Annotated in this window: 10 protein-coding genes; 6 read left to right on the top strand and 4 right to left on the bottom strand. The window is 47.3% G+C overall.

Annotation, left to right across the window (positions count from 1 at the left end):
- Nucleotides 1-9: 9 nt before the first annotated feature.
- From ACZ45G_RS26085 to ACZ45G_RS26075, 3 genes are all read left to right on the top strand, one after another.
- Nucleotides 10-1,647 carry a diguanylate cyclase domain-containing protein gene (locus ACZ45G_RS26085; RefSeq protein ID WP_464173510.1) on the top strand — a complete coding sequence of 546 codons (1,638 nt, stop codon included), beginning with the start codon at nt 10-12 and terminating at the stop codon, nt 1,645-1,647.
- Between the two features lie 141 nt (nt 1,648-1,788).
- On the top strand, nt 1,789-2,667 hold the full coding sequence (locus ACZ45G_RS26080; protein ID WP_464173509.1) for a hypothetical protein: 879 nt from the start codon (nt 1,789-1,791) through the stop codon (nt 2,665-2,667).
- Between the two features lie 29 nt (nt 2,668-2,696).
- Nucleotides 2,697-5,759, top strand: a complete 3,063-nt coding sequence (locus ACZ45G_RS26075) for an ATP-binding cassette domain-containing protein (protein WP_464173508.1) — start codon at nt 2,697-2,699, stop codon at nt 5,757-5,759.
- A 5-nt stretch (nt 5,760-5,764) separates the two neighbouring features.
- Here the strand turns inward: ACZ45G_RS26075 and ACZ45G_RS26070 are convergent, their stop codons facing one another.
- The 3 genes from ACZ45G_RS26070 to upp form a co-directional block, all read right to left on the bottom strand.
- Nucleotides 5,765-6,379: a DUF3786 domain-containing protein gene (locus ACZ45G_RS26070; RefSeq protein WP_464173507.1), complete on the bottom strand. Its 615-nt coding sequence runs from the start codon at nt 6,377-6,379 to the stop codon at nt 5,765-5,767.
- A gap of 2 nt (nt 6,380-6,381) precedes the next feature.
- On the bottom strand, nt 6,382-6,561 hold the full coding sequence (locus ACZ45G_RS26065) for a hypothetical protein (RefSeq protein ID WP_464173506.1): 180 nt from the start codon (nt 6,559-6,561) through the stop codon (nt 6,382-6,384).
- A 248-nt stretch (nt 6,562-6,809) separates the two neighbouring features.
- The gene (gene upp / locus ACZ45G_RS26060; RefSeq protein WP_464173505.1) at nt 6,810-7,436 is read right to left on the bottom strand and encodes a uracil phosphoribosyltransferase; all 627 of its coding nucleotides are present in this window, start codon (nt 7,434-7,436) and stop codon (nt 6,810-6,812) included.
- 161 nt (nt 7,437-7,597) lie between these two features.
- Here upp and priA point away from each other — a divergent pair, with 161 nt between their 5' ends.
- Complete coding sequence (priA, locus tag ACZ45G_RS26055) at nt 7,598-10,039, top strand: primosomal protein N' (protein ID WP_464173504.1); 2,442 nt, start codon at nt 7,598-7,600, stop codon at nt 10,037-10,039.
- A 9-nt stretch (nt 10,040-10,048) separates the two neighbouring features.
- Here the strand turns inward: priA and ACZ45G_RS26050 are convergent, their stop codons facing one another.
- A complete protein-coding gene (locus ACZ45G_RS26050; RefSeq protein WP_464173503.1) occupies nt 10,049-10,531 on the bottom strand; it encodes a hypothetical protein in 483 nt (160 codons plus the stop codon).
- Between the two features lie 269 nt (nt 10,532-10,800).
- Between ACZ45G_RS26050 and ACZ45G_RS26045 the strand changes: the two genes are divergently transcribed.
- Both ACZ45G_RS26045 and ACZ45G_RS26040 read left to right on the top strand, forming a co-directional pair.
- Nucleotides 10,801-12,333 (top strand): sigma-54 interaction domain-containing protein, encoded by a 1,533-nt coding sequence (locus ACZ45G_RS26045; protein WP_464173502.1) that lies wholly within the window; start codon nt 10,801-10,803, stop codon nt 12,331-12,333.
- A gap of 237 nt (nt 12,334-12,570) precedes the next feature.
- A complete protein-coding gene (locus ACZ45G_RS26040) occupies nt 12,571-13,293 on the top strand; it encodes a PAS domain-containing protein (RefSeq protein ID WP_464173501.1) in 723 nt (240 codons plus the stop codon).
- Nucleotides 13,294-13,320: the final 27 nt, after the last annotated feature.

The following is a 13,320-nucleotide window of genomic DNA, read 5'->3' as shown; positions in this document are numbered from 1 at the left end:
AGAAAATGGATGCAGAACAGATTCGCTCAACCTACCTCAAAAGCCATGAATTTATTCTTCATAATTTTTCTTGCCGTTGGTTCGTTGCTGGCAGGTTCGGTCGCTTTACTCTATCGGGCGGAGTTCAATACATTCCTTTCCGAAATAAAGGTGCAGGAAAGAAATTCCCTGGGTCTTCAAAGTATTGCTATTGGAGATAAGTTCGATACCATCGTTGGAGATCTTTTGTTCCTGTCACGTCAAAACGAACTGCTTACATACCTGGCGTCGGGAGATCCCCAGGAGAAGAAGGCCATTCAAGCCGAATACACAGAAATGTTGGTGGCCAAAAAGAGTTATGACCAAATCCGCTATCTGGACACCAACGGTATGGAGAGAGTTCGGGTCAATTTCGCTGGCGGAAAGCCCGAAATTGTGCCCGAGGAAAAACTGCAGAGCAAGTCCAGGCGTTATTATTTCATGGATACTTTTGTGTTGGGGGAAAGGGAGGTTTTTGTTTCTCCCCTGGATTTGAATATGGAGCAAGGCCGGGTGGAACAGCCTCTCAAACCCATGATTCGCTTTGGTACGCCCGTATTTGACAATAAGGGGGTGAAACGGGGCATCGTGCTGCTCAATTACCTTGCTGCTAACCTATTGGAGCTCATTAAGGCAGAACAGGCAGAAAAGAAGAGTGCGAACATGCTGGTCAACACAGAAGGGTACTGGTTGTTGAACCCGGAAAATGAAAAGGAATGGGGGTTCATGTTTGAAGACCGGGCCAAGATCTCGTTTGCTGTGGTGTATCCCGAAGAATGGCGCATGATTCGGCAGCAGGGGGTTGGGCAAATGCAGACGAAAAATGGATTGTTTACATTCACCACCATTTATCCATTGCAAGAAGGTTTCCGATTCCGTTCAGGCTCGGGTGAACCTCATAGACCCTTTGCGATAGGTTTGGGCCCCTCTAAGTATTCCTGGGTACTGGTGTCCCAAATCCCTCCTGAGGTCATGACCAACCACACACGGGCATTGATGGGTAGGCTGTTCAAGATTGGTGCAGGGCTTTTTGTCCTTATCTCTTATGGTGCGTGGCAATTGGCCTTGGCGATAACCAAACGCCGAATATCTCAAGCCCAACTTGTCGAACTGGCCCTGTATGATCCGCTGACCGGCCTTCCCAATAGAAAATTTTTTTTCGACAGGCTGGAAGAGGGAATCTCCCATTCGGTCAGGCATGGACGAAGGCTTGGTTTGTTGTATATCGACCTGGATGGCTTTAAAGCCGTCAATGACACCATGGGCCACGGTGCAGGAGATGAGCTGCTGATAAAGGTGGGTGTAACTTTGAAGAAAATTTTACGCAAACCCGATACTGTTGCACGTCTTGGTGGGGACGAATTCGCCGTAATCCTATTTGAAATTAAAGGGATGGAAGATGCCAGGCGGGTTGGAGAGAAGGTTGTGGAGGCGTTGTGCCAACCCTTCCAGCTCAAAGCAGGAACTGCCCGGATTGGAGGCAGCGTGGGAGCCGCCATTTTTCCGGATCACGAAGATACAGCGGATGCCCTGATCAAACAAGCCGATGCTGCCATGTACGCGGCCAAGGCAAAGGGAAAGAGCACTTGCGTCATGGCTTTTGATAGTGGCCTGTCAAAAATTCACTAAATCCATTCTTGAATATTAACAAAGGGGCCTTGCGGAAATTATTGATTTGGTATAGTCATGATGGCTTTTCCGAATGGACAGATGAATTCGGAAAAATTTCACTTTTAGTCAAATAGTCAAAATTTTAAAAGGAAAATATTAGTGAAAGTATTTGTAATTGCAGTTGTTACGATCTTTATCATGAGTTTTTGTGCCAACGGTGTCCTGGCCGCTGACAAGAGTACCCAGGGAGAGGACCAAGACCTTCATGAGACATTTAGTGATGCCGGCCTTAAATTTCGCGATCAGGTCAAGGTGGTGATGGACCAGTACAAAGGTCTTGCCCAGGCCAACCAACAGCTTAAAGGGGCGGGTGCTTCCTATCAAAAATTTTTGACAGCGGATACCCAAAACCTTTTGCGCTATACCACTGACGAGCAATTGGCGGGTATGGCCGGTATCTACACATTTGATGCCGGTTATGCCGGGCTGTTTCTCCAGAAAAAGGATCTGGGCAAATTTCTTGCTGCCCGGAAAACCTTGTATGAAAAAATCGGGTTAACCATGCCCTTGTCTCCGAAAATGAAAGCCTTGGTTGAAAATCCCGATACGATCCAGGATTTTGCAGCCTGGACAGATGCATTGAATGAAGGGGCATCAAATTTTTTGGCCAACGGGATCACAACGGACGCACACCTTGATATGCTGGTGGATATGATTTACGGCATGATGATTGAAGGCATGTACATCGTTACCGAATCCATTGCCCTGGCAGATTATACCCCGGAAATGCTGGCATTGTTAAACACCCAGCAAGACCGGATCGAGTTTCTGATCAAAACCCTCAATGTATTTCGGGGAGACGAAGCCTTTGAACGAGCAGTCGAGTTTAACGGGCGGATGGCTTTTATCGGAGAGGTTCATAATCTGCTGTTGGTGTCGCAATTTACCCAGCGGGACGTCGATGGTCTGCGCAAACTTATCGCTCCTGAGCGTCAGGCCATACTGGATGGAGAGACAAGGGGACTTGTTTCCAAATAGTTAATCTATTGAATTAGTTAGGTGCCCGGATGGTTATTTCAGAGTTGACCTTAAATGGTATTTTGCATCTTTTTGCACTGTTGTCCTCCTGTTATGACCCATCCGGGCGTGCAAACGCCCGTGAAGTCGTGGGGGCCTATCTGTCCGATTATCTGTGTATTGTTAATATTGAACCATACATGGGGTTGTTCGACGGATTTCTTGACTTTTACGATGAGGCGCCTGATCCGGAATTTATTATTTCTCGGACCACGGCTATCTGCGGCAATCTTGCGGGACATATCCCCCGTTCTGAACAATACGCGGTTTTACTTCGGTTCTTTGAACTTGCAAAAACCTTCCAGGCGGATCAAGGTGATATGCTGTCGAACCTTGCCGATGCCGCCGGCAAAGCTTTTGTAATTGAAGCGCCTATTCTTCGCGATATGCTGGCCTTGCTCTATCAGACCGAAGAAATGGAGTCCCTCGGCCCCAATCTGCTCTTTGTTCATTCAAAAAAAGATTTGGTCAAGACAGCCTGTAAATCCCTGGTGTGCGACCATTTTACAGGGGGGGCCACCGTTCTTCATATTGATGATATTGATACCTTGTTTTTGGCCGCCCACAGAGACTGTAAATTGACCTTAAACGGTATTCCGATAAAACCCGGGGCCTTTTGTCTGCTGCCTACGGGGGCGATATTACGCGATGTTCATTCCGTCCCTGTTTATTTTGCCGATATCGTTGCCGCCTTTAAGCCCCTTGACCCAAAAGAGGCCATGGTGTTTGCCGCCCAACATGTGGATTTTCGTTTTCCGGGCAGTGACAATGGTCTTCACGATTTTTGTTTTAATGCCCTTGGCGGTCAGATGGTCGGGGTGATGGGGGGCAGCGGTGTGGGCAAGTCAACCCTTATCAGTATCCTTAACGGTTCCATGGCACCCCAGCGAGGTCAAATCCTTATAAACGGCCTGGATCTTTATGGCGACAAACAAAAACTTGAGGGCGTGATTGGGTTTGTCCCCCAGGATGATTTGCTCTTTGATGAGTTGACCGTCTATGAAAACCTTTTTTACAGCAGCCGGCTCTGTCTTGCGGATTTGGATGAAAAGGCCATCAAAGAAAGGGTGGTAGGTCTTCTGGATGAATTGAATCAATTGGAAACCTCCGAGCTTACCGTGGGATCACCTCTTGAGAAAACCATCAGCGGGGGCCAGCGAAAACGGCTCAATATTGCCCTGGAACTGATTCGGGAACCCTCTATTCTTTTTGTGGATGAGCCTACTTCTGGGCTCTCCTCTGCTGATTCCCTGAATGTTATCTCCCTGCTCAAAGAGCAAAGCAATAAGGGCAAATTGATCATTATCATTATCCATCAGCCCTCTTCGGATATTTTCAAGATGTTTGACCAGCTATGGATCCTGGATAAGGGGGGCCGGCCCATTTACACGGGCAACCCCATTGACGCCGTTGTGTATTTTCGAAAGGCCGTCTGGCAGGCCGGCACCGAAGAGTGCCTCTGTCCCCAATGCGGGAATGTCAACCCGGAACAGATCTTTGATATTATCGAGATGAAAGAATTGGACAGCCAGGGTTATGCCATCGCCCAGCGCCGTTTTTCACCCGCGGATTGGCATGGCCGGCATCAAGAAACAAGATCGGATGAAAAATTTGTTTTTCCCCGGGAAATGGCACCGCCTGCCAAAGCCCTTCAACGTCCCGGTCTTGCTGGGCAGCTGGCCATTTTTTTTAAACGCAACCTTCTGGCCCGGTTGGCAAACCGGCAGTACCTGGCCATCAATCTGCTGGAAGCCCCTTTTCTGGCCTGGGTTATCGCTTCTATTTCACGGGTTGAAACGGCCCAGGGCTATTCGTTTGGCGACAATCATAATATTCCGGTATATTTTTTTATGAGTGTGATTGTGGCCTTGTTCATGGGGCTATCGGTGAGTGCTGAAGAAATTATCCGGGACCGCAAAATTTTAAGCCGGGAGCGGTTTCTCCATTTGAGCTGGTTCAGCTATATCAATGCCAAGGTGATGTACCTGTGCATGGTGGGGGCTGTCCAGATGGGGCTTTATGTTCTGGTGGGCAACACCCTGCTGGCGATCCCCGAGTACACCCTCCAATTTTGGCTGGTGCTTTTTTCCTGCTCGGTCTGCGCCAGCATGATCGGACTCAACATATCCGCCGCCTTTAAAACAGCGGTGACCATCTATATCATGATTCCGCTGCTGCTGGTGCCCCAGATTATCATCGGTGGCATGGTGGTCTCCTTTGATGATCTGATCCCTTCCCATACCCTTGATAACCGGGTGCCGGTCATCGGGAATATCATGCCCTCCCGCTGGGGGTTTGAAGCAGCGGTTGTGGGTCAGTTTTGCGGCAATCGTTTCCAGGCCCCCTACACCGAACTGGATGGCAGGATCAATCGAGCCGATTATATGATCAATTATTATGTGCCTGAGCTTCGTTCCCAGATCGATTTTCCCTTTTTAGCATCTGGATCCCAAGATTCAGAATCTATAAAAACAGCCCTGGGGCTGCTGAAAAATGAATTTGCGACGCTGGCCGTTAAAGAGGGTCTGGACCTTTCTTTGCCGGCAAATGCCTTTGAACCGGAAGCTTACTCGCGCCTGGTTGCAAAGCAATTGAAGGCGGGGTTGGCAGTCGTGGTGAAATCTTTTCGCAAGCGAAGAAAGATTGCAGATAAGGAGCGTCGCTCCCTGGAAGCGGGTCGTATCAAAGAAATGGGCGAAGTAGGATACCAGGCCCTGGAAAAAAAATATCAGAACAAGAGTCTGGTGGACCTGGTGAGAAATCGTGATAATCTTGATGATTATCGTATTACCCCTCTTAAAATTGTCCGTCTATCCGACCCGATTTTTACACGAGAATCGTCACCATGGGGAGGGGCGCCTTTTTTTGCCGGCCAAAAGCGGGTGGGCAATGGGGTGGTCTCTACCTACCTGTTCAATCTTGGGGTTTTATGGATGGCCTCGTTTCTGCTCTATGCTGCTCTGTACTGGAATTTTTTGACGCACTTTATGGGCCTTGGTTCCTCTTTTGTCCTGTATTTGTATCAAAACCCGTTTAAAAGCCCACAAAAATAAGGGTGTCAGATGTCTGTCCGGATGAGCAGTCCGGTCAGGTAGGTGCAGGTTAGCATGAGGCTTTCCAGGTCCAGGTAGGCGTCTGCATTGTCATGGTACAAGAAGGAGGCATTGGCCGGCAGCATCTCCTCCCTGTCATTGAAGTTGAGGATGATGGGGATGCGGTGCAGCGCTCTGAACCGAACGCTTAAATCATGGGCGGCGGTTTCCACAATGGTGCCGCCAAGTCTGACGCATTGGGCTTCCAATTTAGCCAGATTCCCTGAAAATGTGGTTTCAATAATCTTGGCGGTATTGGTGGTGAAGCTTGAGAAAAGGGGACTGGCATTTGAAAATTCCCTAAATGTCACCAGTTTATGGGTGGTCTCATGGATACGATCCGGGCACAAAAGCAAGTATTTTAACAGCAACACCTTCACTGCGGGCGTGAGATCCCGGCCTTCTGTATCCAATAAACTTTGCTTGGAAACAATAATTTTCCGGTTGAAAAAATTAATAATAAAGGACTGCCCCGTTATTTGGGCGCCCAGAATTTTTGCTTTTTCAGGGGAAAAAACAAATTCCTGGAAGGCTAGCATACACACCTTTAATTTTTCGTCAAAGACCTGAAGGTATTCCATATTCATCCCTTGGATTTAATGGCGCCCAGTTGTTTTGTGAGGGCTTCATATTCATCTTCATAGTCTAAAAGTTCCATCATGACCGGCGGCTTTGTTGAGTGGGCCGGCAGCCGGTCGCGGGTTTCTTTGATCAAGATTTCAAGGGCTTCCATTCGTTTTTTTATGGTATCTATTTCAGACATATTAATAATTGACTCCGGCGGCTTTTGCAAATTCTGAACTATGGGAATGGCAGGGAGTAACGCCGTAAACCATCCCGCACAAGGGGCATTGGGATTCCATGATTTCCATGTGAAAGTGATTATGACAGTTACTACAGTCAATTTCAAGGGCGCTTGCCAAACAAAACAAAACAAAGGCCCATGAGACCCAAGTGCTGGTTTCATGGGCCCTTGTATAGGACCTAATGATTATCTTTTTTAAAAGTGGCTTATTTGGTCCCGAAAATTTTATCGCCGGCATCTCCTAACCCTGGCAGAATATAGCCGATATCATTGAGGCATTCATCCACACTTGCCGTATAAATATCCACATCCGGATGCTTTTCCTCTACTTTGGCAATTCCTTCCGGGGCTGCCACCAGGAACAACCCCTTGATTTCTTTACATCCCGCCTCTTTTAGCAGGTCAATGGTGGCAATGAGGGTACCGCCGGTGGCCAGCATGGGATCAAGGATCAAGGCGGTTCTTTCTTCCATTGCACTGGCTGTCTTGACATAATACTGAACCGGCTTAAGTGTTTCTTCATTTCGGTAAAAACCCACCACGCTGACCTTGGCCGAAGGGATCAGGTCGAGAACCCCGTCCATCATGCCCAATCCTGCCCTTAAAATGGGGACAATGGTAATTTTTTTACCTTTGATGCCTTCGATTTCAACCTTGCCGGCCCAGCCTTCGATGACCTTTTTTTCAGTGGCAAGGTTTTTGGTGGCCTCATAGGTCAAAAGCCTTGCCACCTCAGATGCCAATTCTCTGAAGTCCTTGGTGCTGATGTCTTTTTGCCGCATGAGTCCTAATTTATGTTTAATGAGAGGATGGTCCTCTACAAATACAGCCATGGTGCCTCCTATATCGCTTTATAGTGTCTGTTATTAATTTATTTTCTTGTATTGCTTTGACGAAAATATATATCTTATTCATAATTATAAAACACAGGTTTTTTAGTCAAGAAAATAAGTCTGATGTTGAAATTAATCTTTTTTTGTGCACAATAGACCCCATGATCCAAACAGATTACATAGACGTCAGCGTGACACTGCCCCTGGATATTACCTTTGTTTATAAGGTGCCGGATCATCTGCGGGAACAATGTGCCATAGGCATGAGGGTTCTGGTCCCTTTCGGCAGGCGGCGGGTGACAGGTTATATCCTTGGGGAACAGGAAAGTTGCGGCCCTTACAAAGCCAAAAATATTTTGGATGTGTTGGATGACCATCCTTTGTTTCCGGTGAATGAGATCCCTTTTTTTAAATGGGTGGCTCAATATTATATTTATCCCCTGGGAGAGGTGATTAAAACAGCCCTTCCCGCAGGCCTTGACCGGCAGGATGTCTCCTGCGTTTTTGTAACGACTTCGGGGATAACTGCCTTTTCTACAGGGGGTCTTGCCCCTGGTGAGGCCGGGGTGATCCAATTTTTAAAGAAACGAGAGGGGTGTACCCTCAAGCAATTGATAAAAAGCAGCTCAAACCCTTCCATTGCCGCCCTGGTCCGCAAGATGGAAAAAAATGACCTGCTGACGGTTTCTGCTATTTTGAAAAAAGAAATAGCCAATATCAAACGAGAAAAATTTATTCAGGATTTGGGCAAAGTACCCCCAGATACGATTCGGATTTCCCAGAAACGCCAACAGATTTTGAGCATTGTCCGGGAACGGCAAGAAGTTTCCATGACAAGCCTCAAGGCCCATGTCCCTACTGCAGCAAGGTTGATTGGCCCCCTTGCCGAACTAGGCTATATCGGAATCGTCCAGCGCCAGGTTTTTCGGGACCCCCTGGGGGATCCGGTGGAGCCGGATACCCCGCCCACCCTCACCGACGAGCAGGCAATTTTGATTGAAACCGTAAGGGTAAATCGATCCAAAGGGTTTATTCCCTATCTGTTGACAGGGGTCACTGGATCGGGCAAGACCGAGGTTTATATGCGCCTTACGGCAGATGCGGTTGAATCGGGTAAAACCGCCATTGTTTTGGTGCCGGAGATTGCCCTGATTTCTCAAACCGAGCGGCGGTTCCGGGCCCGGTTTGGGGAGAAGATCGCCGTGATCCATTCCATGCTCACCCATGGGGAGCGTCTGGACCAGTGGCGCAAGCTGGCCCTTGGCAAGGTCAGTATTGTTATCGGAGCACGGTCCGCCATCTTTTCCCCCGTTGAAAATATCGGGGTGATTATTGTGGATGAAGAACATGACACCTCGTATAAACAGGAAACAGGGTTGCGATACAATGCCAGGGACTTGGCTGTTGTCCGGGGAAAAATGCAGGATTGTCCGGTTATCCTGGGATCTGCCACTCCCTCGGTTCAATCTTATCAGAATGTGAAGGACCATAAATTTACCCAGCTCACCCTTGAACGCCGGGTCAACCAAAATCCGCTGCCAAAAATTACCCTGGTGGATTTAAAAAAATATAAGGATTTCAGGGGGACAGAACGAATTATTACGCCTGAGTTGGCAATTGAGATTCGGGCCTGCCTTGAACGGGGCAACCAGGCATTGATTTTTTTAAACAGAAGGGGTTTTGCCACTTTCCCGGCCTGCAAAGAGTGCGGCAAATCCCTTAATTGTAAGTTCTGTGATGTGACCATGACCTTTCATAAGGGGCAAGACATCTATAAATGTCATCTTTGCGGGCACACCCTGCCGGCCTCGGTCTCTTGTCCCGAGTGCAATTCCAAAAAAATTCAAAATTTTGGGTTTGGTACGGAAAAAATAGAGACCATGCTCAAGTCCATGTTTCCAGATGCAAGGCTGACAAGGATGGATCAGGATACCACTTCCAAAAAGGGGAGTATTTTAAAGCTGCTGAAAAGTATCCGGAACAGGACCGTTGATATTATTGTGGGAACCCAGATGCTGGCCAAGGGTCATGATTTTCCTTCGATCACCCTGGTGGGGGTGGTCTGTGCGGATCTTAGCTTAAGTCTGCCGGATTTTCGGGCCAGTGAGCGGACCTTTCAGCTGCTGGCCCAGGTGGCGGGAAGGGCGGGCCGCGGCGAGGAGCCGGGGAAGGTGATCATGCAAACCTATAATCCCGAGCATTTTTCCATTGAGGCGGCCAGACAACAAGATTATATGGACTTTTTTAACCATGAAGTGCCTTTCCGGAAGGCGTTGATGTATCCGCCCTTTACCCGGATGATCCAATTGAAAATATCGGGCAGGGATGAACAAAAGGTTGCAAAGACAGTTGAACAGGTGGCTGATATTTTAAAGCAATTGTTATCTGCCGCTCCAAAAATAAGAGAGACCGTGCAGATCCTTGGGCCCATAGAGGCATCCATCCACAGAATTTCTTCAAGGTTCCGATGGCAGATTCTGATCAAAAGCATTTCTTCCATCCATATCAGCCGCCTGGTAAATGCCATGCGGGTTCATCCTTCCATAAAAGGCATCAAACAGGTGACCATTGCCATTGATGTGGACCCCTATTCGTTGATGTAGGGGTGTCGCTTAAACATATAGTTTGTTGAAAAACAGATAGGGCCCCAGATTGTCATCATGTTCTTCTTCGGTGAATTCAGCCGTCAGGTACCTGCCATTCCTGGCCAGAACCCGGACTTGTTTTTTAACAATGGATTGTTTGCCATCGTCCAGGACAAATTCCAGAACCAGGTTGATGCCCGGTAAAATTTTTTGATCCATATTGGTTTTCAGGGTAATCCCCTTGCTGTTGAGTCTTTTGATGATCATCCTGCCGGAACATTTGCTATCTTCTGTTGACAGAAAGGTACCCGCCAGCATGGTGTCTTGTTGGGGGTCAGATTTGTTCTCAAGAATGACCATATAGGTGTGGCCGCAGCTGCATTTGTATTTAACCCGGGTGTGGCGCTTGGTCAATTTGTATTCGGACAATTGCAGGGTTTCGGTCCGATGGCATTCAGGACAGACAAGCCGGGCCGTGTCAAGATTGTCAATCCTCACTTTTTGTTCCATGCGCTACTCCTTTGATTCCAGTTGAAACCGGTTTTGGTGAGGTTTCTTAAATGGTTGCTCAAACCTTTACTTAAACGCCTAATTAAACTTCATTGTTTCATGTTTTGTGCCAGATTGCAAAAATATTGTTTGATCTTATTGAATTTATTCGATATATTTTATTGAAGTTTAAGATACGCAATGTGTTGATGGGGATACTGGTTGTATTTGACATGTGGTATTCTTATATAGTTATAATGCTTAAATATAGTTAGTAACAAGAGGTGCCAATGCCCAGACCTGAGATTGAATTGTTTAAGGAACTTGATCCACAAGCCCTCCAGAAAAAATTTTTAAATTCCCTGATAAAGATACAGAATGTAGGAAGGGGATCCATCTGGATACAAAAAAAAGAGTCCTATGTCTGTGTGGAAGCCGCCGGGGCCGAAAGTGAAAACATAAAAGGCGTGGTATTGGAAAGCCTAGTTCCCAGTATCGTGGGATGGGTGATAGAAAATAAACAGATGACCATTGCAGAAACCAGGAGTGACCGGCGTCATCACAGGGAAGTAGAAGAGGCCTTTGCAGTGAAGAGCAGTCAAATACTTTGTTTCCCTCTGTTTTTGAGTGAGACTGAGGTCTATGGCGCCGTACAAATTATTGACACCACACCGGGTAAAACCCGGTTGAATCTGGACCGGGAATATCTGGAAACCCTGCAAAACCTTGTGGATATCTGTTCCATTGCCATGGGGAATGCCATTTTGTTTTCCACTGAAAAAAAGAAGGCCCTTTATCTGAAATCTGCCCTTTCCCGGATGCAAACGGAGAACCTTATTATTGGCCAGAGCGAGAGTTTTCAAAAAAGCATGGGCCTTGTTAAAAGTTATGCAGACACGGATTTTCATGTATTGATAACAGGAGACAGCGGTACGGGAAAAGAGTTGGTTGCCGAAAGGCTGCACAAGCGAAGTTCCCGCAGGAAAAAACCTTTTTTGGTCCAGAATTGCTCTGCCATCCCGGAAACCCTCCTGGAAAGTGAATTGTTCGGTTATAAAAAAGGGGCATTTACCGGTGCCACCCGGGATCGGGCCGGCCTGTTTGAGGCTGCGGACGGGGGGACGGTATTTCTAGATGAGATAGGGGACATGCCCATGAGCACCCAGGCAGGATTGCTCCGGGTACTGCAGAAAAATGAGATCAAACCCCTGGGGGAGACAAAGGCCCGGCATATTGATGTGAGAATTGTTGCTGCCACCAATAAGGATATCAAGGCAATGATTGCAGACAATAGTTTCCGCCAGGACCTGTATTATCGCCTGTCTGTTTTGCCGGTTCATTTGCCGCCTTTGCGGGAGCGGCGGGAAGATATCCCCTTGCTGGTCAAGCATTTTCTTGAAACAGAATCCACCAAGGCCAATACAAAAGAAAAAAAGATGATGCCCGGTGCCATGCAGTATCTGGTGGCCTATCACTGGCCGGGAAATATCCGGGAATTGGAAAATTTGATCCGATATCTGATGGTGACCACCCCGGAGGAGTCTATTCAGGCGGCCAATCTTCCTCCCCATTTCCGGGAGCAACTTCCTCTGACAGATGACCCCTATGCCGTTGCCGGCATTCCTTTGTCCCCGTCGGACAATGAGTTCATGGTGGATCTCACCGGATTGACCTGGCCGGGGCTGGAAAAAACCTATGTGAACTCCCTGTTGAAAAAACATAATTGGAATATCACCTGGGCTGCCAAGGCCTCGGGCATCAACCGGTCCACCTTTGCCTCCAGGATGAGAAAACTTAAGATTAACCGGCATCCGACAGAGTAACGATTTCCCGGGTATGGGTCTTCCCATGAAGCCCAGGCCCATAAAAGAGGCCATAAAACTAAAAAGGATGGACCGTTTTTTGCTTATTTAGAATGAATAGCAGCGGTGCTTAAAATATGGAATGACGAAGCAACTCCTTATCGTGATGTAAAGAACTGATCGGACTTCAGGTTTCCAGCGGTATACGAAATTTTGGCACTCCATGTGACAATAGGTCAACCCCCAAAGGAGTATCTAATGCCCCTTGATCAAAAAAATGCCAACAAGCGGATCCTTGAACTGGAAGAGATGAATACGCATCTTAGATGCCAGGTACAGGAAAATAAAGAGAGTAACAAATTTAAACGGGCCGCCAGAAAGGATTGGGAAAAAACAGTGGATGCCATTGAGGATTGGATATCCATCATTGATCTGGATTCCATCATCCTAAGGTCAAACCGTACAGTGGAAAAATATTTTCAATTGAAGGTACAAGACGCCATCGGGCTTAAATGCTGCAAATTACTCCATGGAACAGATCATCCCGTTGCGGCCTGTCCCCTTCCCAAAATGCTCAAAACAAAAAAAAGAGAGAGCGTTGAGATTGAGACGAGTGACGAGCGCTGGATGCTCATAAGCGTTGATCCCATATTCAATGATGCCGGACAAATTATCAGCGCCGTTCATATCACCCGGGATATCACCCAGAGAATATTGATCCAAAATGAGAGAGAGATACTGGTCAGGGATCTGAAAGATGCGTTGACCCAGATTAAAACCCTGAACGGCCTTATCCCCATTTGCTCAACCTGTAAAAAAATCAGGGATGATAAAGGGTATTGGAATCTGATTGAATCCTATATTGAAAGCCATGCCGATGTCGCATTCAGCCATGGCATCTGCCCGGAATGTTCGGACAGGCTTTATGGTAAAGAGGAGTGGTATATTGATATGAAGAAGAAAAAAAACCAAAAAAAATAATGCCCCCTGAATTTAGTTCCTCCCAGT

The sequence above is a fragment of the Desulfoconvexum algidum genome, from assembly GCF_055382125.1.
Note: the sequence above shows the minus strand (reverse complement) of the source record. Positions and strands in the feature narration are given on the sequence as shown.

Excerpts from the sequence above, each read along its gene's own strand:
- upp (WP_464173505.1), bottom strand. The coding sequence starts at position 7,436 with ATGGCTGTATTTGTAGAGGACCATCCTCTCATTAAACATAAATTAGGA.
- priA (WP_464173504.1), top strand. The coding sequence starts at position 7,598 with ATGATCCAAACAGATTACATAGACGTCAGCGTGACACTGCCCCTGGAT.
- ACZ45G_RS26040 (WP_464173501.1), top strand. The coding sequence starts at position 12,571 with ATGCCCCTTGATCAAAAAAATGCCAACAAGCGGATCCTTGAACTGGAA.
- ACZ45G_RS26065 (WP_464173506.1), bottom strand. The coding sequence starts at position 6,561 with ATGTCTGAAATAGATACCATAAAAAAACGAATGGAAGCCCTTGAAATC.
- ACZ45G_RS26045 (WP_464173502.1), top strand. The coding sequence starts at position 10,801 with ATGCCCAGACCTGAGATTGAATTGTTTAAGGAACTTGATCCACAAGCC.
- ACZ45G_RS26050 (WP_464173503.1), bottom strand. The coding sequence starts at position 10,531 with ATGGAACAAAAAGTGAGGATTGACAATCTTGACACGGCCCGGCTTGTC.
- ACZ45G_RS26070 (WP_464173507.1), bottom strand. The coding sequence starts at position 6,379 with ATGGAATACCTTCAGGTCTTTGACGAAAAATTAAAGGTGTGTATGCTA.
- ACZ45G_RS26085 (WP_464173510.1), top strand. The coding sequence starts at position 10 with ATGCAGAACAGATTCGCTCAACCTACCTCAAAAGCCATGAATTTATTC.
- ACZ45G_RS26075 (WP_464173508.1), top strand. The coding sequence starts at position 2,697 with ATGGTTATTTCAGAGTTGACCTTAAATGGTATTTTGCATCTTTTTGCA.